Here is a 19,498-nt window from a genome sequence, read left to right as displayed (position 1 = left end):
AAAATATATTGATATAAGATATATAAATATTATGAAATCTATTGATTTATGTAATTAGTGTATTACAAGGAAGACATTTTGTCATTTTATCTTGCGCACGGTTATCTCGACCCCGCCGTTTTTCAACTTTTTGACTCTGCCGTATAAATGGATTTTGGTGCCAGCGGTCGCTGACAAAATCTTCGTTGCCATTTTTTCTTCCAACGTAAACCGGCAGGCTGGGCGTCTTTTTGCTTTCGACGCCGCCTTTTTGTTGTTTTTGAACGTCGCACCTACCTCTGTGAGCCCTTTTAGGCCGCGATCTCTGGTAATGGCCGCCACTTCGCGCATGGGGGTGGCACGAGCAAAAAACGGTTCCAGGAGCTTGTAGAGGCGGCTGGATCTTCTCGTTGCACGTTTGCCTTTGAACCCGACAGCGAGCCTGACGGAGGCGCGCAGTGCATCTTCTGAGTGACCCACGCGCGGTGCAAGCCGCTTACGCTTTCGCCAATCCCTATGCCGGCAAAACTCGGCCCATGACGATCTATCTTCTACGAGGAGTAGTGCGGCCGCGTAGATGGCAATCGTCGATTCCCGGACGTGGCTATGGTGGGCCTGCGACAGAGCGCTGAACTCTGACCGGCATTTGATCAGCACCTTCGCAACGCCATCACGCTTTCGCAAGCGTTTGCCAAGCTTCCGGATGTCGTCGTCTTTGCGATTATTTTTCGAGGTCCGAAAGATGGACCTTGGGCTGTTTGTTTCCGCGCCGAGGGGTGCGAGATGGATTTTCTTCTGACGTGACTTCACGACAGTTTCCTTTCGATGCTGATGTGAATTTTTGAAAAGTTAGAGCGCGCCGAGCGCGCGAAATGTCGTTCGGCGTGGATCTTTTACGATGAGGAAATTTACGTCGGTTGAGCTACCGGCAAACCGAATTGCGCGTCGAAGTGCACACGCGCATGTGAGACTCAATGACCGACATTCACGATGCTATTCTGATTGATTTGCGTCTGAAGAATCTGATGTTGAAAAACGCAACGATGCGTTTTCGAAGGCAATCACATCGCTCATTCGATATCGCACCGAAGAGCTGATTTTCAGAAATGGGATTCCATCTCCCGCGACGCGCTTGTTCTGTAACGTACGTGTCGAAATACCCCAACGAACAGCTAGTGCTTTTTCATCAATCAGACGATCGCACAATGCGTTTTGAACCGGGTCGAATTGAGTGTTTTGTGACTGAATTTTCTGCACGACGTGTACTCCTTTGTTCGAGTGCACACGTCCTTTACGGTGGTAGAAATCGCGTATGTCACGCGCGGGAAATTCTCGCGCGCATCACTTCGCAAAGTAAGCAGCAGGCGCTTGGACTTCCAAATTTTCTATGAGAAGTTTCGTCGATGACATTCGCGCGGCGCAATCGAAATTCGCGTGACGCATTTCCGATCAGGCGAAAAATAGCCGTCTTTACGGTGGCGAAAAATCAGGTCAGTAAATCACTCAAATTGCGTCACTTACATGCGCGCAAAAACGCGTCAGGGCTTAGTTTCAATTTTCATTTTTCCAGCAATTTCGTTTGCTACGGCTTCTGCGGCGGATGCTAGCGCTGCGTCCGGTCGATGGATGTATCGAGAAGTTACGCCGCGACCTTTGTGACCCAACAATCCGGCAATCGTCGAATCGGAATACCCCAGTCCTGACGCGACCGAAGCGTAGGTGTGACGGAGGACATGACAAGTCACACCTGCCAGCGCTGCGGATGCGAATAGGCGTGGAGCTTCCTTATTAAGTCCTTGGTAGTTTGAATTTCCCTTGGCTCCAGGGAAGACAAACGGGGACGATCCAATGACCGCCTGCTTGCTAATTAGATGCGATGCCTGACTTCCGATGGCGCGCAAACTATACCCTGATTTCGTGTCAGAGAGTCGGAGGCAATGCTGGTCGCGGTCGAACTCGGACCAAACGAGCTTTGCGATTTCGCTTGATCGGCAGCCGGTGAGGCAGAGTAGCTCGATGATAACCAGCGCATAAGGGTGAAAGGCTTTGTCGGCCCGGTCTGTGCCTTTTCGGAGTTGCGCTCCCAGCACCGCTAGTTCGTCATCGCTGAGAAAGCGCTGTTTTGCCTCGCTTCGGAACCGCCGGATACCATGGACCGGGTTCTTATCTACGATGGCTTCGTCGACGGCCCAGGTCATTATTCCTGATAGCAGGTCGGCTACACGGGCTGCGGTGGCCGCTCCGCCTGTAACCCTTGCTCGACCTCTTGCTTTTGTTTTGACGTCGACTGCCGACTTGCCCATGGCTATATCTTGGATGAGGCGTTTAACGACCTTGGCGTCGACATCCGTGACCGCTGTAGCGCCGATCAGTGGCTTGATATGTCGCTGGATGCGACCGATATCAATTTGCAGCGTAGAGCCCTTCTTGGGCCTATTGAACCTTGTCAGAATGGCACCCGCGTTTGCTACTTCCATATACCGGTCGCAAAGGTCCGAAACCGAAAGTGCTGGCGTTTGCTCTTTGTCATCGCGTTTGGCGTGGCCAGGATCGACTCCGGATGCGATCTGACCAAAAAGCCTTTTGGCTTCTAGGCGCGCCTGGTCGACGGTCCAAGGAGATCCAAACCGTCCGATCGTATACCACCGCTGGCGGCTGTCGATCGCGTATTTGATCACGAACACCGCATCGCGCCGCTGTTTACGAACACCGAAACCGACAACGCTTCCCTTTCCTGAATCCCACAGGACGGAGTTCACGTGGAGTGTGTCTACATCCGTCTTCGTGATGGCCATGGCCGCCCCCTAGCTACAAACTAGCAACTAGTATCGCGGGAAACAGCGGGGGCGACAAGGTATGGCGGAATGAAATAATTGAATGAAATCAGTTGCAGAGAGCGGGCGTGGGGTGTGTGGGGTAGTCAGTCCTCTTCGTTTACACCGAAGATGTCGGCGGTTCGAGCCCGTCATCGCCCACCACTCAATTTCTTGATAAATCGGTGCTTGCCCGGAGTTACGGTCTCATATCCGGTTGTATGCGTTGTCGGCATTCTGCTTCCTGGCCTTGTCGCGTTCGAAAGGGGTGACGCAGACCAAGTCGCTCTCGAACGCTTCACGCCAGACGTAGCCGTCGCGGCAGGTGCTGTCGCCGTAAGGTCCGCCGGTCGGCGAACGATTGTTGCGGGCATTGGCATTCTGCGCCTGCACCTCGCCGTAGTCGGCAGGACTCACGCACACGCTGTCGCCGAAGATCGCCGATCGCCAGACGAATCCTTCCTTGCACCCTTTGGCCTCGATCGCTGCGGGCTCGATAGGCGACGGCAAAGGGGAGGGCCTCGGCCACAACGCCACCGTTGTCCCGCCGATGCCGAGCGCGATCATCGCGACCAGCCCGTACAGCAGCCAGAGCCTCGGCTGCCGCGCCGCTGGCTTCGCTATCGCCGACGCAATCGCCGCCATATCGTCGTTGAAGCGCTCGTGGCGGACCTCCATGGCTTGACGCTTGGCCAGGTCCTGCAGATCGGGTGGCAAGGCGCTTTTCTTTGGCATGCTGGCGCCGTTGACGAGCACGGGGATGACGCGCACCCCAGCCTGGAGTGCCGTACGGATCTCCTTGCGCACGAAGTCGTCGGGGGACTCCAGCCGAACCTGGCCCTGCTCATCGGTAAGCGCGGCCCACTGCGGCCCCACGATCGCCAGCATGATTTTGCAGCTGGCCAAACTGCGGGCAAGCGCCACCTCAAAGTCATCGCCGGGGTTGAGCTTGTCGACGTCCATGAAGATGGATGCATCAGGAAGCGCGCGGTTCAGATTATCGTAGACGCGGCCCGCCACGCCGGAATCGGTCTGCCGTCGGTAGTTGATGAATACGTCGCCAAGCAAGGCCTGCCTCTTCCCACATCAACGAGAAGGCCCCAAAATAGCATGAGCGGTGACCTCGCAGCTAGTCTGGCGATAGACTGGCCATTACTGCGGGTGCAGTCCGTTTCATGTCTCGCCAGAGGACACATGCACCGGCCCTTCGCGTCGCACGGTGGACTAAGTACAAGAGGCCATTACGGCGCGTCGCCAAAGCGGAATATACACAAATGTCTTCCGTCTGGATGGCAGCTGCAGAGCAAGTTCGACCCACGCCCGCGACGATCGGCTCCGCCACTTCTTCCTGTTTCGGCTCGCAGATGCGGGCAAGCGTGTACTTGTCGATGTTGTTCGCATACGGCTTCGATATCGGCGTAGGTGCCGTGTCACCGTGCCGCGATAAGGGTTCACAGCGGTCGAGTTGACGACAGCGTTCTCAGCGAAGATGTCGGCGGTTCGAGCCCGCCATCGCCCACCATATCCGGCCCGCATATCCCGAATGCCGGGCGCGGCCGCAATGAGCCGCAGCCGCCGTTCTTTCCTGGCGCGCTAGTCTATCGCTTGACGTAGCAGTTCTTCTTCACGCGGCGGATGGGATCCTCGCCAAAGGCGTCGACGCTGCATGTGACGCCGTTCCTGAATACGCCCTGGACGTACTGGCCACGCGCCCCGTATCTCACCACTTTGCGGCCACGGAACTCGCAGAACCGCCCCTCCGAGGCGCAGGCCACCCATCTGCCGCGGCCCTGGCCGTAATCATTATCGCCGTAATTGTCATCATTGCCGTAATTGTCGTCGTCGTTGTCACCATAATCATTACCGCTATCGCGCCTCGCAATATAGCAGGCCTTGTCGCGGCCGGGCGCCGGGTCGCCGAAGACGCGATTCGAGCAAGGCACGGAACGACGATCGAAGAAGCGGGAGGTGGTCTGGCCGCGCGCGCCGTAGACCACTTCCGAGGGGTAGGGCAGGCGGCACGTGCCGCCTTCATCGGCGCATTTCTGCATGCGCTGGGCCGACGCGGTGGCGGGGAAAAGGATAGAAACTGACGAGGCCAGGCCGACCAGGCAAATGAATGTAAACGTCATCCGGATCAAAGCAGTGAAGGTTTTTGACATGATTTTGTCTCCCGTTCGATTCGACCAGCATGGTACAGCTGCCTTGTTAAATGCACGATGAATGAAAGCCCTCGCGGAGGCAGCACAATGATCGACCATCCACGGCGGCTGATGTCACAGCTGCTATTGGCATTGGCAATCTCTGGTATTGGGCGCTTCGCCTATGCGGGGAATGTGGGCGACGGCGTCGACCAGCCCGCCGCCAAGGCAGCCTTGCTCAAGGCCTATCCCGGCCTTTTCACCATTTCGGGCAATGTCCTGACCTGGACCGACGGCACCACCATGGTGTGGAACGACGGCAAGGCGCGCGACGCCGACGCGCTGCTTGAGAGCCCCGACATCGAAGACATGTTTCGCTACGTCTATCCCAGAGCAGCCGAGGGCGCGCTGGTCCCGGCGGAGGATTTCGATCCCGGCCGTATCCGCAATGAACCTTTCTTCGAGAAGCTCTACGGGGCAAGTGCCGCCGAGGTGGGCAAGCACATCGCCAACGTCAAATGGTTGCCGAAGCTCGGCAAGAAGACCGTGCAGGTCACCAGGATTTTCGGCATCAACGACCGGCTGGGCAAGGTCTCCGCTGCGCTTGAGGCGATGCCCGCGGAGCTGAGCCGTTACGGGCTCAAGCCCGGCGGCGGCTTTGTCTGGCGGCCGATCGCCGGCACCGACCGGTTGAGCGTTCACTCGTTCGGAGCGGCCTTCGATATCAATGTCGGCTTCTCCGACTATTGGTACAACAACAGGAACAAAACCAACCCGAAGGCCCACATTCCCTTCAAGAACCGGATTCCGCTGGAAATCGTGGAATTGTTCGAGAAAAACGGCTTCATCTGGGGCGGGCGCTGGTATCACTACGACACCATGCACTTCGAGTACCGGCCTGAGTTGCTGCTGTACAAGAAATCCGGCTGATCACGGCGGCAGCAGCCGGAAATCCTTGCCTTCGGGGAGCAACTGGCCGCCGTCGACGACGATGGTGGTGCCGGTGATGTAGCTGGCATCGTCGGAGGCGAGGAACAGGAAGGCGTTGGCGACGTCGCGCGGACTGCCGAGGCGTCCGAGCGGGATCGAATCCTCCATGTTCTTGATGTAGGCGGCGCCGCGATGCAGCTCGACCGCTTCGGTCAGGATGTTGCCGGGCTCGACGCCGTTGACGGTGATGCCGTAGCCCGAAAATTCCAGCGCCGCCGAGCGGATGAAGCCGTTGATGCCGGCCTTGCTGGCGGCATAGTGGCCGTGGCCGGGGCTGGTGACGTGCGGACCGGTGATCGACGAGGTGTAGAGCATGCGCCCGTAACCTTGCACCTTCATCGGCGCCAGCGCCGCCAGCGTGGCGTTGAACGTGCCGCGCAGATTGACCGCCATCACCCGGTCCCAGTCGTCCGGGCTGGTGTTTTCGATCAGCTGCCAGGGATAGATGCCGGCATTCTGCACGACGATGTCGAGGCGGCCATGGCGGCTCAGCGCCAGCGCCACCGCAGCTTCTGCATCGGCCATTTGCGAGATGTCGGTGCGAATGAAATCCGCGCCGAGCTCGTCCGCGGTCGCCTGGCCGGCTTCGGCCTCGCTGTCGGCCAGGACCAGCCTTGCGCCTTCCTCGGCAAAGCGCAGCGCAATGCCCTTGCCGATGCCGCGTGCGCTGCCGACGATAAGCGCGACCTTGTTCTCAAGCCGTCCTGTCATGCCAGCCGTCTCCTATGCCAGTCTTTGGCGAATGGTTTGCTTGAAGGCGTCGAGCAGCACGGCGGCGAGCACCAGCAGGCCATGGATCACCTGGGTGAAATTGGCCGGCAGGCCCATCAGGTTGATTGCCGTGTTGATGGAGGAGAGCAGCAGCACGCCGGCATAGACGCCGGGCAAGGTGCCGACACCGCCTTTCAGGCTGACGCCGCCGATGACGACCGCGGCAAAGGCGTTGAACAACAGCCCGGTGCCGAGATTGGCGGTGGCGCCCGAGGTGCGGATGGCGAGCAGCCAGCCGGCGAGGCCGGCAATGGCGCCGGCAAGTACGAAGGCGATGATCAGATTGCGGTTGACGCGGATGCCGGCGCGGAAGGTCGCGGTCTCGTTGCCGCCGATCATCACGAGGTGGCGGCCGAACGGCGTCTTGGCCATGATCAGCGAGAACAGGACGAAACAGGCGACGGCGATCCAGGCGGTCAGCGGCAGGCCGGCCATTCGCTGGATGCCGAACCAGCGGATGGCCGGCGCCAGATCCTGTGCCGAGCGGCCGCCGGAAATCACCAGCACCAGGCCGCGCACCCAGATGTAGGACGCCAGCGTAATGATAAAGGCGCTCATCTTCACCTTGACCACGAGATAGCCGTTCAAGGCGCCGATGAGGCCGCCGACGGCCAGCGCAACCAGCAGCGAAACCGGAACCATCAGCCATTGCGGATTGAGCTGTATGCCCATGCCGATGCCGGATGAGCAGAACAGGATGCCGACCGCCATGGCGCTGAGTGCGGCCACCGATTCCACCGACAGGTCCATATGGCCGGCAATGATGACCAGCGACAGGCCGATCGACATCACGCCGAGAACGCTCGAGGCCTCGATGATGTTGGCGAAGATGCCGAGCTGGAAGTAGTTGGGGACGAAGACGGAAAAGACAACCAGCACAAAGATCAGCATGAACCAGACGAGGTTGTCGAGGACGAACTCCAGGGCTTTGCGGCTGCGCGGGTTCATGGGCTGATCCGGTTGGCGCCCCCGAGAAAATCAGGCTGAGAAATCAACTCGATTTCGTCGGGTTCAGGCGCGGGTTTAGGTTCGCCACGGTGTCCTGGGACGCGGCGTCGTGAATGGGCAGGCTCCGGGCCGCAATGGCCCGGAGCGCTTCGCTAGGCGACTATTCGACAGACTTGATCGTGTCCGTCGGCGGCTTCTGGTTGCCCCAGAAGGCCGGATTGTCGACGTTTTCCTTGGTGATGGCGGCGCCCGGGATCTTGATGTTGGGGCCCCAGCTCTCCTTGGTCACGGTCGACTTCAAGCCGAGCACGTCATACTCGCCAGGCTTGATTTCCTGCTTGCCGGCGATCTTGTCCATGAACATCGCCACGGCCGCGGCCTGCGCGTAGAGCGGCTGCTCGACTTCGACATTGAGCCAGCCCTTGCGGATCAGGTCGAGACCGACCGGAGCGCCGTTCGAGCTCATCAGCATGACGTCGCCCGGCTTCTTGCCGGCGGCCTCGAGCGAGGCGACGGCTGCGACCGACAGGTGCGCGGCATGGCTGAAGATCAGGTCGATGTCGGGGTTGGCGAGCATCTGGTCGGCAACGATCGTGCCGGCGTTGCTGGCTTCCCATTGCATGGCCGGCAGCGAGATGATCTTGACGTCAGGAAACGCCTTCAACTTCTCCTCGAAACCCTTCTGGATGTCGAGCGTGTAGGGATCGCCGGGATCGCCGAGCACCTGCAGGATCTTGCCCTTCACCGAACCGTTCTTGGCGGTCAGAAGCTTTTGCGCCTGCTCGGCGGCGACGTAGCCGATCTCGACCGTGCCCGCCACCGAGGTGAAATCGGACGGGGTCGAGGTGATCTGGCGGTCGAACTCGACCACCGGGATGCCGGCTGCACGCGCCGCTTCGATGGACGGCTTCAGCGCGTTGAAATCGACGGCGGCCAGGATGATCGCCGCCGGCTTCAGCGCAATGACGTCGTTCATCTGCGATTGCTGCGCGTCGGTCTTGTTGTCGGCGTTGAGTGTTTTCACCTCATAGCCGACCTGCTTGAGGAACAGCTCCAGCGCGCTCACCGAGCCGGTCTGGAATTCATCGAGCAGGGTCGGGACCATATAATAGACGGTTCCCTTGGTCTGGGACATTGCCGGCGTGAGCGAGGCAAGAGCCAGTGCCAGGATACCGAAGACAAGAACCAGTATTCGCTTCATGTCGTTCGCTCCTCTGTTATACCGGACCCCTCTTTTGTCCCTCAACCTGCCGGTCCGGCACCGGCAAGCGTCTCACCGGTGATCATGTTGATCACCGCATCGGGACTTGTTTTGTTGCGTGCGACATCGCCGGCCACGACGCCTTGCCGGATCACCACGATCCGGTCGGCGACCTGGAAAGCCTGTTGCATGATGTGGGTGATGATGACGACGCCGATGCCCTGGTTGGCCACCTGGCGGATCATCTCGAGACCGCGCCTGGTCTGCTCGACGCCGAGTGCCGCGAACGGCTCGTCAAGCAGCACCAGCTTGCCGCCCCAGTGCACGAAGCGGTTGAGCTCGATGGCCTGGCGTTGGCCGCCCGAGAGATGCTCGACATTGGTGCGCAGCGACGGGATGCGGGTGCCGGCACTTGCCAGCGCCTTGCCGACCACGGCCTCCATGGCGCGCTCGTCGAGGATGGGGACACCGAGAACCTTGCGGGTGATTTCGCGGCCCATGAAGAAATTGGCGACGACGTCGACATTGGTGCAGAGCGACAGGTCCTGGTAGACGGTCTCGATGCCGGCAGCCTTGGCCTCGGCCGGCGTTTTCGCCAGGAATTCCTTGCCCTCGAACAGCATGCGGCCGGAGCTCGGCTCGAGGCCGCCGGCGATGATCTTGACCAGTGTCGACTTGCCGGCGCCGTTGTCGCCGAGCAGCGCCACGACTTCGCCCTTGCCGATCGAGAAGCTGATGCCCCTCAGCGCATGAATGGCGCCGTAATTCTTGGTGACGTTTTCGAGTACCAGCAGCGGTTCGGTCATGCCGCCACTCCCTTGCTGTGCATGAGGTCTGACCGGCGCTCGCGCTCGGCAATGAACATCTGGCCGAAGCGCGGCGACAGCACGCCCGAAACGGCCAATGCAGCAGCGCCCCGCAGCACCGAATGCTTGCCGCCGGTCGCCACGGTCACGCGCGGTGTCTTGCGGTCGCGCCGCGCCGAGACCGAATTGGGAAGCTGTCCCGCCGCGCCGACCAGCTTTTCCAGCAGCTCGGTGGGCGCAAGCCCGCCGAGGATGACGGTTTCGGGGTCGAACACATTCTCGATGGTGACGATGGCGTTGCGGAAGATCGGCGCGATCTCGGCCACCCAGGCGGCGTCGCTGACGTTGCGGCGGCGACGTGCTTCGAGCGAGAGATACCGTTCGAGGCAGCCGCTGTTGCCGCATGGACAAGGTTCGCCGCCGGGAACGGCAGGGATGTGTCCGATTTCGCCGGCATTGCCCCAGGCGCCGCGCATCACCGCGCCGTCATGGACGATGACGCCGCCGAGGCCGACGCCGAAATAGAGGTAGTAGTATTCGGAATAACCGGAGCCGAGACCGTAAAGCCGTTCGCCCATGGCCGCCGCCGCCATGTCGGTCTCGAAGAAGGCCGGCAGCCCGGTCGACGCCGCCAGCCGTTCCGGCAGCGCGACATCCTTCCAGCCGGCCATGGTCGTCGGGCCGACGAAGCTCATCGATTCCACGCCGAACGGCCCGGGCAGTGCCATGCCGATGCCAAGCACGCGGCCGCCGGGCCGCAGCGCGGTCAATTCCGGCACCATCGCGCCGATCAGCTCGAAGGCATGGTCGGGCGTGGCATGCGGCGCCTCGCGGTGTGTGCTCTCGATGACATCGCCGCTGAGGTTGATCAGCGCCGCGTCGATGCCCATCGGGGTGAGGTGGACCCCGACGGCATAGCCGCCCTCGGGGTTGATCCTGAGCGTCGCCGGCGGCAATCCGCGGCCGCGCGGCTCTTCGCGCAGCGACAACAGATAGCCATGCTCTTCGAGCTCGCGAACGATGGTCGATACGGTCTGGACGGTGAGGCCGACCCGGCTGGCAATGTCGCCGCGAGCTATGGGACCGTGAAGGCGGATGGACTCCAGCACGATGCGCCGGTTGTAAGGCCGCCCGAACTCCTGATTGGTTCCCCGCAGTGCCATGTCCCGCGCCCTTTAGGAAGGCTAAGACTTGCACAGGCAATTTATTCAGTCAAATGGAATTCAAAAATAATTCGGAATGGTTCCCAGACGCGGTGCAGGACCTGTCCCATGCGCCGCGCTGGCCGATTGCAGCCGGGCTGAAACCACCGCAATGGTGAATGACGTCAGGCGGGCGCGGGGCTCGCCCGACCAGTGATCCAGCAGGAAAACCGATGATCGAATTTCCTTTTGCGCGCGATGAGTACCAGCGGCGGCTCAAGAAGATCCGCGCCGAGATGGCGGCGCGTCGGCTGGAACTGCTGGTCGTCAACGATGTCGCCAACCAGCATTACATCACCGGCTATGACGGCTGGTCGTTCTACACGCCGCAGGTCGTGCTTGTCCCGATCGAAAACGAGGCCGAGCCGGTCTGGATCGGCCGCGCCATGGATGCGGCAGGCGGCTTGCTGACGGCCTGGATGAAGCCGGAGAATGTGGTCGGCTTCCCCGAGGACCACGTGCAGCGCGCTGATCGCCATCCGATGGACTGGATAGCGGCCTGCATCGTCGCCAAGGGCTGGGGCGCGAGACATATCGGCATCGAGCTCGAAGCTTATTATTTCTCGCCGAAGGCGCATGCCCGGCTGGTCGCTGGCCTGCCCAATGCGAAATGGCACGACGCCGACCTCCTGGTGAACTGGATCCGCGCCGTGAAATCCGCGCCGGAAATCGCCTACCTGCGCAAGGCGTCGACCTTGGCTGAAGCAGCTGTCGCGCGGGCCTTCGAAGTCATCGCGCCAGGCGTGCGCGAATGCGATGCGATTGCCGCGATCCAGGCGGCGCAGATTGCCGGCAGTCCAGACTTCGCCGGCGACATCACGGCACTCCCGCCGACGATCCTCGGCGGCGAGAATGCATCGGCTCCGCACATCATGTGGAGCGACCGGAGGTTCGGCAAGGACGAGACGATCGCGCTCGAACTCGCCGGCGTTTGCCGCCGATATGCCGCAGGCCTCGCCCGAACGATGCAGCTCGGCAAGACGCCGGCCCGTGTCTCCGACACCGCAAAGGCGGTGATCGAAGGCATGGATGCGGTGCTCGACGCGGTCAGGCCGGGGACCACAGCCGAAGCGGTCGAGGCCGCATGGCGCAAGGTTATCCAGCGCTACGGGCTGAAGAAGGAATCGCGCATCGGCTACTCCATCGGCGTCGCTTATCCCCCGGATTGGGGCGAGCACACGATCAGCCTGCGGCCCGGCGACAAGACCGCGCTGCAACCCGGCAACGTCCTGCACTCCATTCTTGGCATGTGGATGGATGGCTGGGGCATCGAGATCAGCGAGACCATTCTGGTGACCGAGACCGGCCATGAGACGCTGACCAAATTCCCGCGAGACATCCATGTCAAATCCTGACCGGTCGGCAGCACCGGGCGGTGCCGCGCCCCCGCATCGATGCCGGAATTCTCGATCGGATGGTCGAGATCCGCCGTCATCTGCACCGCCATCCCGAATTATCGAACCGCAAGATTGGGACGGGAGCTTATCTCAGGCCGATGCTGGCCGGGCAGGGGATATCAGACATCCGCGACGTCGCCCGCTACGGCCTGGCCGTCGATATTGTCGGCTCCGGGAGGCCGTCAATCGCAATGTGGCGATAAGGTGATGCATGCCTGCGGCCCAGCGGGCAGGGCGCGGCGAAGTTGGGCAGCAACCAGCCTGGCTTGACCTTACAAATACTGTTCGACCTTCTTGCCGACGGTCAGGAAGAGCAGCGGGTCGATGGCTTCGCCATTGTGGCGGACCTCGTAGTGCAGGTGCGGGCCGGTCGAGCGGCCGCTGCTGCCAGTCTTGCCGATGATGTCGCCGGCCGCGAGTTTTTGGCCGACGGCAACGTCGATCTCGCTCAGATGGCCGTAGCGCGTGGCAAAGCCGTTGCCGTGATCGACCTCGACCATGCGGCCATAGCCGCCGTTCCAGCCGGCCTTGGTAACGATTCCGGCCGCCGTGACCTTGGCTGCCATGCCGACCGGCGCGCGGAAATCCATGCCCGAGTGCAGGGCAGCGGTGCCGAGGATGGGGTCAGTGCGCACGCCGAACGGGCTGGTGACGGAGTGGCCCGGCGCCGGGTTGGCGAGCGGCAGCCGCCGCGCCTCTTTCTTCAACTGGTCGAGCGTATCCAGCGCCTCGTCCAGTTCCTTGACCTTGCTGTCGAACATCATCGAGCTGTCAAGCGGGATCAGCGGTCCGCCGACATCGCTTTCGTTTTTGCCGAAATCGCTGTCGACCGGCAGACCGGCCGCTTCCAGCGCCTGGGTGATGGCATCGGCGTTCTTGCAGGCGTTGTCGGCCAGGGTTTCGATGCGGGTGAGTTGCTGGCTCTCGATAGCCTTCAGTGAATCATTGATCGAGACGAACAATTTGTCGGCGCGGTCCGCAGCCGTTTCGCTGGGCAGCGGATCGGAACGTGTCGACCACAGCGAGAATGGCCTGGTGTCGCCCGAACCAAGGCTGGCGACCGAATAGGCGAGTGGCTCGCCGCCAGTCAGTTCGGCATGTTCGTCGGGTTTTGTTGTCGCTGCGGCATCAGCGGTTGGCGGCGTCCCGACTTCGTTTTCGGCCCGCTCGAGAATCGGGCCGAGGCGGCCATGGCGCTGGCTGAGCTGGCTCTGCCGCTCGATCAATTCGCTGACCTTGGTTTCCATCAGTTTTTGGTCGAGAAGCTGGCGGCTGGTGATGCGGTCGACCTGCGCGCGCAATGCGGAAATGCGATCTTCATAGGCCTGCTGCATGCGCGCCTGCCGGGCCGTGGTGGCGCCGATCAGATCGTCGCGCAGTACGAGATAGGAGGTCGCCAAGAGATAGCCGATGGCGATCGCCGCCAGTGCCGAGCCGAGAAAGGCGACGAGCCACGGCCGGATGGTGAAATGCCGTATTTCATTGCCCCGCGCAATGATGACCGTATGCGGCTCCTTGCGCCTGCCGAAGACCGCTGACTGACCGGTTAGGTTCACGGGACCAAGCTTTCGTTACGACACCAACGAAGCCCGATTACACATTATTAGGGTTAACAAAGTTTTGCCGTTCGCGGGCGCGCTAGTGGCCAACGGTGTCAGCCACCCGCATATGTCTTATGCCCCAATGCACTGCGCGGCGTTGGCCAGATCGGTGGCGCCTCAGAGCGCGCGGACCGCCTCCAGCACTGCTTCGGCATGGCCTTTCACCCGGACCTTGCGCCAGATCCCGGCGATCCGCCCGTCCTTGCCGATCAGGAACGTCGCCCGCTCGACGCCCATATAGTTGCGGCCATACATCGTCTTCTCGACCCATAGATTGTAGGCCTCGATCACCTTGCGCTCCTCGTCGGCAACCAGGTCGACGGTGAGATCGTATTTCGTTTTGAACTTGTCGTGCTTCTTCACGCTGTCCGGCGACAGGCCGATCACCACGGCGCCGGCCTTTTCGAACTCCGGCTTCAGCTGCGAAAAGCTGATCGCCTCATTGGTACAACTTGTGGTGTCGTCCTGCGGATAGAAATAAAGTACAACAGGCTTCCCCCGCATCGAGGCAAGGCTGAGTGAGCCGCCGCCGTCGCGCGGAAGATCGAATTGCGGCGCAACGTCGCCAATGTCGAGATCAGCCATATCGATGCCCTTGTTTGAGGTTACGCGGCCATAAATCAAAGAGATAGAGCATGATGTCTGGACAAACGGAAACCGTTTGTCCGAGAAAACCGCCTCACACTTTTCGGCATCATGCTCTAGCCTGCGTCGTTATAGTGTCGGGCGGGGATTCGTCCACGATCGAATTCGCACAACGGAAAATTGCGTGGATCAGGAAGAACCGCAGCACGAGAAAATCCGGTTCAGGCGTGACGAGATCACCGACCTGGGGGCTTTCCCGTCCGCTTGCCGCGTGCCGCCGCTCGGCAAGGCACGGATCGGCCGCGGCTTTCGCATCCTTGCCCGGCTGTTTGCCGGCATTGGAGCCCTTGTGCTGCTGGCAGCGGCCGCCGTCTACGTCATCGGCGCCACCGGCATCGGCAGCGAACGGCTGCGGTTGGAAGCCGAAACGGCGATCGAGAAACTGGCCGGTTTCGACGTCAAAGTCGCCGTCGGTCCTGCCAGCCTGACACTTGACGGATCGAGCTTCATTGCGCTGCAGGTCAAGGATGTCAGCGTCGAGACGGCCGACGGCAAGCCGATGGCCGATGCCGGGCGCGTCCGCTTCGGCATCCGGTTGATCCCGCTGCTTTCGGGCGAGGTTCGGCTGACCAGCGCCAGGATTTCCGACGCCCATATCGTCACCGCGGCAATGCCGTCGGGTGGTGACTGGACAGCGCGCCTGCGCAATCAAGACGGTCTCATCGATCCGGAAAAACTGGCCGCCGCCGTCTTCAGTGACGTCAATCGTGCACTCGATGCCGTGCGCGAGGATTCGATGCGCCGCATCGATCTTAGAAATGTCGCGTTCGAGCTGCCCGAGGCCGGATCGGTCAAGCTGGTAACGATCGCCAACGCGACGGTGCTGCAGTCAGGCCCCGGCAGCATGGAGTTCTCGTCCGAGGCGGATGTCGATGGCCGCGCGCTCACCGTCACGGCCACCGCCACCCGCGATACGAGCTCGATGCGCGTCACCGCCTTGAACGCCGCCATCGACATGGCGGATGTCGCGGAGACCACGCCAGCGGCCGGCGGGCGAACCGGCGCTATGGCTTTGAAGCTCACGGGATCCGAAGGCTCGGGCGAGACCGATTCGCGGCTGACGGGCTCGCTGTCGCTAACCGGCTCGGTGCTCGACCTCGGCACACGCGGGCTGTTGCCGGCCGATGTCGATGTCGACGCCGCCCTTGTCTCCGGCTCCAACAAGATCGATGTCGGCAGGCTGGTTCTAAAGACCGGGCGCTCGGCGTTCAATTTCGCCGGCTCGATCGGGCCAAAGCCGTCGACCGGCGCGGCCGGCGAGGAGCCTTCCTATCGTTACGACCTGACCAGCGACGGCTCGACGCTGGCGCCTTCGGAATCGCCCGAGCCGGCGCTGAATTTCTTCGCCCGCATCGCCGGCGTCTATCAGATCAAGAGCCGCAAGCTTGTCGCCGACCAGATCGGCATCAGGTCGGGATCGGGGAGCGAAGTGCTGGGAACCGCTGCGGTTTCCTTCATCGACAACGGACCGCCGGGTATCTCGGTGTCGCTCAACGTCCACGACATGGCGGTCTCGCACGTCAAGCAATTGTGGCCCTGGTTCTCGGCCAAGAACGCGCGGCTGTGGGTGCTGCAGAACCTGTTTGGCGGCCGCGTCGTCGATGCCAGCCTGCAGTTCCAGGTCGTGCCGGGGCGTCTCGGCAACGGCGTGCCGCTTTCGGCCGACGAGGTGTTCGGCCGCTTCCAGGTCGAGGGCTCGCGTTTCGACACCGCCGGCCGCATCCCGCCGATACGCGATGCCGTCGGCGTCGTTTCCTTCCACGGCAACGATGTCGACGTCGCGCTGTCGTCGGGCAGCGTCTATATGCCGAGCGGCCGCACCGTGGCGGCAAGCAATGGCACACTGTCGGTAAAGGCGGCAAACCACCCGCCGGTGATCGGCGCGCTCGACATCGACGTCGCCGGCGAGGCGCCGGCCATCGCCGAACTTGCCTCCTACGAACCGATCAACGCCATGCGCCATGTCGGCATCTTGCCGGACGACCTGTCGGGCACGGTGACCGGCCACGTCAAGGCCGACATTCCGTTGCAATCCGGCGTCGACACGTCGAAGCTCGATTGGCTGGTATCGCTCGACTACAAGGACCTGTCGCTCGCCAAGCCGTTCGAAGGCCAGATGGTGACCGATGCCGACGGCTCGATCGAAGTCGGGCCCGGCAAGGCGGTGATCTCTGCCAAGGCGCGGCTGAACGGCATTCCAGCCGAGCTCGATCTGGTTGAGCCGCTCAGGGATGGCGGGCCGCCGCGCAGCCGCAAGGTGGCGCTTGTGCTCGACGACAAGACGCGCGCCATCGCCATGCCTGGCCTGTCGCCGCTGATTTCCGGCACCATCAAGGTGGCAATCGACAAGAGCGGCGAAGGCGGCAGCCAGAACGTCGACGTTGACCTGACGAGCGCCAGGCTGGACATTCCCTGGGCAGGCTGGAGCAAGGGGCCGGGCATTGCCGCCAATGCCACTTTTACCATGAGCAAGTCCGGCGATACCACGACGCTGTCTGACTTCGACCTCGACGGAAAGAGCTTTTCGGTCGAAGGCGATGTCGTCCTGGTCAAGGGCGCGCTGTCTTCGGCCCGCTTCAGCAAAGTCGCCTTGAACCGGGGCGACGATGTCGCCGTGACGGTGAAGCGGTCGGGCAAGGGCTTCGCAGTCGATGTCAGCGGCAACGCGCTCGATGCCCGCTCGCTGATCAAGCAGTTCACCTCCGATGTCGATACCGCCACCAAAACCACCGGCACGGACGCGGTTTCGGTTAGCGCCGACGTCAATTCGCTAAGCGGGTTCCATGACGAGGTCCTGTCCAATTTGAAGCTCGACTACAGTGCCGCCGGCTCCAGGGTGAACAGGCTCAAGGTCAGCGCCGCGGCAAGTTCCGGCGCCGCCATCACCATCAGCAATACGGCAGGCAATGGTGCTCGCGCGCTCACCATGAAGTCGGCCGACGCAGGCGCCATATTGCGCTTCCTCAACATCTACGAGCATATGGAAGGCGGATCGATCACGCTGGCGCTCAGCGGCGCAGCCGACGGCCCGATGCGGGGACAGGTCGATTCGAGCAACTTCTTCATCGTCAATGAACCGAAGCTTGCGTCCATCGTATCGACTACGCCAGCCGGCGACAGCCGCAGCCTGAACGAAGCGGTCAAGGGCAAGATCGACACTTCGCGGGTAAAGTTCGAGCGCGGCTTTACCGAGATCGACAAGGGGTCGGGCTATTTGAAATTGGCGAATGGCGTGCTGCGCGGCCCGCGCATCGGCACCACCTTCCAAGGCACGCTCTACGACCAGAACAACAATATGGACATGACCGGAACCTTCATGCCGGCCTATGGCCTCAACCGCATCTTCGGCGAGTTGCCGTTGGTCGGCGTTCTGCTCGGCAACGGCCGCGACCGAGGCCTGATCGGCGTCACCTACCGACTTAAGGGCAACGCCAACAAGCCGGTGCTGGACATCAACCCGCTATCGGTAATCGCGCCGGGCATTTTCCGGTCGATCTTCGAGTATCGCTGAGGATCCCAGAAGATGGCTCAGGCAGGCCGCACAAGCACGTGCTTTTTCTTGCCCACTGAAAGCTTTGCGACGTTTTCCGGACTCAAATCCTGAGGCGTCACCATCCGCCGGTCGTCCGCCACCGGCTGGTCGTTGAGGCGCACGGCGCCGCCCTGGATATGCCGGCGCGCCTCGCCGTTCGACCCGGCAAGGCCCGCGGTGACCAGCAGCGACAGGATGCCGATGCCAGCTTCCAGCGCTGCGCCATCCACCTCGACGCTCGGCAGGGTTTCGGCCGTCACGCCTTCCTCGAACGTCTTGCGCGCGGTTTCCTCGGCCGCGAGCGCCGCCTCGCGGCCGTGCACGATGGCCGTGGTTTCTGTGGCCAGCACCTTCTTGGCCTCGTTGATCTCCGAGCCGCCAAGGGCGGCCAACCGCGCGATCTCCGAAAGCGGCAGCCGGGTGAAGATCTTCAGGAAGCGCTCGACGTCGGCATCCTCGGTGTTGCGCCAGTATTGCCAGAAATCATAGGGCGAGAAGAGGTCGCCGTTCAGCCACACCGCGCCCTTGGCCGATTTGCCCATCTTGGCGCCCGACGATGTCGTCAGCAGCGGCGTGGTCAGCGCATAAAGCTGCGGCGTGCCCATGCGGTGGCCGAGATCGACGCCGTTGATGATGTTGCCCCACTGGTCCGAACCGCCCATCTGCAGCCGGCAGTCGTGGCGGCGGCTGAGCTCGACGAAATCATAGCCTTGCAGGATCATGTAGTTGAATTCGAGGAAGGACAGCGACTGTTCGCGCTCGAGCCGCAGCCTGACGCTGTCGAAGGTCAGCATCCGGTTGACCGAAAAGTGGCGGCCGACATCGCGCAGGAACTCGACATAGTTGAGCTTCATCAGCCAGTCGGCATTGTTGACCATGATGGCGTCGTTGCCAGTGTCGCCGAAGCGCAGGATGCGGCCAAAAATTCGCTTGATGCCCTCGATGTTGGTGGCGATCGCCTCGGGCGTCAAAAGGCTGCGCTGGTCGTCACGGAAGGACGGGTCGCCGATCATCGAGGTGCCGCCGCCCATCAGTGCGATCGGCCGGTGGCCGGTCTCCTGCATCCAGTAGAGCATGGTCGCCGATATCAGATTGCCGATGTGCAGGCTGGTCGCCGTGGCGTCGTAGCCGACATAGGCGGTCACGGTTTCCTTCGCGAAAAGTTGATCCAGCCCGGTCTCATCCGAAATCTGGTGGATGAAGCCGCGCTCGCTCATGACGCGCAGGAAATCGGACTTGAAGGCGGGCATTGTTTCTTCCTGAAAGCGCCGGGTCCGAACGGCCCGGCATGGCCTGAACGCGGGCGTTTAGCATCCAAGCGCGTCAAGCAAAAGTGGTTTCCGATTTTGCGCCGGCATGGACAGCCTATTCTGCACTGCCGCGCATGCTTGCTTCATCCTGTCGGCTGGCGTAATGAGGCGCCGCGCCAACGGGTTCGATCCGCTGGAACGGCACCGCACGGCATCCACCGA

17 protein-coding genes and 1 tRNA gene are annotated in these 19,498 nt (G+C 61.7%); 5 read left to right on the top strand and 13 right to left on the bottom strand.

What is annotated here, in order from left to right; translation table 11 throughout:
• Positions 1-81 precede the first annotated feature (81 nt).
• From NKL04_RS10360 to NKL04_RS10350, 3 genes are all read right to left on the bottom strand, one after another.
• Complete coding sequence (locus tag NKL04_RS10360; protein WP_023700877.1) at positions 82-789, bottom strand: hypothetical protein; 708 nt, start codon at positions 787-789, stop codon at positions 82-84.
• Between the two features lie 183 nt (positions 790-972).
• Positions 973-1,236, bottom strand: coding sequence for a helix-turn-helix transcriptional regulator (locus NKL04_RS10355; protein WP_198029300.1), 264 nt, complete (start codon positions 1,234-1,236; stop codon positions 973-975).
• A gap of 281 nt (positions 1,237-1,517) precedes the next feature.
• On the bottom strand, positions 1,518-2,774 hold the full coding sequence (locus NKL04_RS10350; protein ID WP_023700876.1) for a tyrosine-type recombinase/integrase: 1,257 nt from the start codon (positions 2,772-2,774) through the stop codon (positions 1,518-1,520).
• Positions 2,775-2,884: 110 nt separating this feature from the next.
• On the opposite strand from NKL04_RS10350, the gene NKL04_RS10345 reads away from it, so the two are divergent.
• Positions 2,885-2,957 (top strand) — tRNA-Val (locus tag NKL04_RS10345).
• Positions 2,958-2,999: 42 nt separating this feature from the next.
• Here the strand turns inward: NKL04_RS10345 and NKL04_RS10340 are convergent.
• Both NKL04_RS10340 and NKL04_RS10335 read right to left on the bottom strand, forming a co-directional pair.
• Positions 3,000-3,860: a toll/interleukin-1 receptor domain-containing protein gene (locus NKL04_RS10340; protein WP_023700875.1), complete on the bottom strand. Its 861-nt coding sequence runs from the start codon at positions 3,858-3,860 to the stop codon at positions 3,000-3,002.
• 530 nt (positions 3,861-4,390) lie between these two features.
• Positions 4,391-4,954: a hypothetical protein gene (locus NKL04_RS10335; RefSeq protein WP_031203220.1), complete on the bottom strand. Its 564-nt coding sequence runs from the start codon at positions 4,952-4,954 to the stop codon at positions 4,391-4,393.
• Between the two features lie 87 nt (positions 4,955-5,041).
• Between NKL04_RS10335 and NKL04_RS10330 the strand changes: the two genes are divergently transcribed.
• On the top strand, positions 5,042-5,863 hold the full coding sequence (locus tag NKL04_RS10330) for a M15 family metallopeptidase (RefSeq protein ID WP_198029299.1): 822 nt from the start codon (positions 5,042-5,044) through the stop codon (positions 5,861-5,863).
• Here NKL04_RS10330 and NKL04_RS10325 read toward each other — a convergent pair whose 3' ends face one another.
• From NKL04_RS10325 to NKL04_RS10305, 5 genes are all read right to left on the bottom strand, one after another.
• Positions 5,864-6,634, bottom strand: a complete 771-nt coding sequence (locus NKL04_RS10325) for an SDR family oxidoreductase (RefSeq protein WP_023700873.1) — start codon at positions 6,632-6,634, stop codon at positions 5,864-5,866.
• A 12-nt stretch (positions 6,635-6,646) separates the two neighbouring features.
• Positions 6,647-7,642 carry an ABC transporter permease gene (locus NKL04_RS10320; RefSeq protein ID WP_023700872.1) on the bottom strand — a complete coding sequence of 332 codons (996 nt, stop codon included), beginning with the start codon at positions 7,640-7,642 and terminating at the stop codon, positions 6,647-6,649.
• Between the two features lie 160 nt (positions 7,643-7,802).
• A complete protein-coding gene (locus tag NKL04_RS10315) occupies positions 7,803-8,843 on the bottom strand; it encodes a sugar ABC transporter substrate-binding protein (RefSeq protein WP_023684845.1) in 1,041 nt (346 codons plus the stop codon).
• A 41-nt stretch (positions 8,844-8,884) separates the two neighbouring features.
• Positions 8,885-9,649 (bottom strand): ATP-binding cassette domain-containing protein, encoded by a 765-nt coding sequence (locus NKL04_RS10310; RefSeq protein ID WP_023669142.1) that lies wholly within the window; start codon positions 9,647-9,649, stop codon positions 8,885-8,887.
• Positions 9,646-10,812, bottom strand: a complete 1,167-nt coding sequence (locus NKL04_RS10305; RefSeq protein WP_023690224.1) for an ROK family transcriptional regulator — start codon at positions 10,810-10,812, stop codon at positions 9,646-9,648. The genes NKL04_RS10310 and NKL04_RS10305 overlap by 4 nt, the downstream gene beginning before the upstream one ends.
• A 212-nt stretch (positions 10,813-11,024) precedes the next feature.
• Here NKL04_RS10305 and NKL04_RS10300 point away from each other — a divergent pair, with 212 nt between their 5' ends.
• Positions 11,025-12,206 (top strand): M24 family metallopeptidase, encoded by a 1,182-nt coding sequence (locus tag NKL04_RS10300; RefSeq protein ID WP_023700871.1) that lies wholly within the window; start codon positions 11,025-11,027, stop codon positions 12,204-12,206.
• A 59-nt stretch (positions 12,207-12,265) separates the two neighbouring features.
• Complete coding sequence (locus NKL04_RS10295) at positions 12,266-12,451, top strand: hypothetical protein (protein WP_031251405.1); 186 nt, start codon at positions 12,266-12,268, stop codon at positions 12,449-12,451.
• A 69-nt stretch (positions 12,452-12,520) separates the two neighbouring features.
• Here the strand turns inward: NKL04_RS10295 and NKL04_RS10290 are convergent, their stop codons facing one another.
• Positions 12,521-13,804, bottom strand: coding sequence for a M23 family metallopeptidase (locus tag NKL04_RS10290; protein WP_023700869.1), 1,284 nt, complete (start codon positions 13,802-13,804; stop codon positions 12,521-12,523).
• Between the two features lie 162 nt (positions 13,805-13,966).
• Positions 13,967-14,434, bottom strand: a complete 468-nt coding sequence (locus NKL04_RS10285) for a peroxiredoxin (protein ID WP_023684851.1) — start codon at positions 14,432-14,434, stop codon at positions 13,967-13,969.
• A 184-nt stretch (positions 14,435-14,618) separates the two neighbouring features.
• On the opposite strand from NKL04_RS10285, the gene NKL04_RS10280 reads away from it, so the two are divergent.
• Positions 14,619-18,005, top strand: a complete 3,387-nt coding sequence (locus NKL04_RS10280; RefSeq protein ID WP_023700868.1) for a DUF3971 domain-containing protein — start codon at positions 14,619-14,621, stop codon at positions 18,003-18,005.
• 17 nt (positions 18,006-18,022) lie between these two features.
• On the opposite strand, the gene tyrS is transcribed toward NKL04_RS10280, so the two are convergent.
• A complete protein-coding gene (tyrS, locus tag NKL04_RS10275) occupies positions 18,023-19,276 on the bottom strand; it encodes a tyrosine--tRNA ligase (protein ID WP_023669134.1) in 1,254 nt (417 codons plus the stop codon).
• Positions 19,277-19,498 lie beyond the last annotated feature (222 nt).

The sequence above is a fragment of the Mesorhizobium sp. C264A genome (assembly GCF_040324515.1).
In the GTDB taxonomy this organism is placed as follows: Bacteria; Pseudomonadota; Alphaproteobacteria; order Rhizobiales; family Rhizobiaceae; genus Mesorhizobium.
This window is presented reverse-complemented; position numbering and strand designations above follow the sequence as displayed.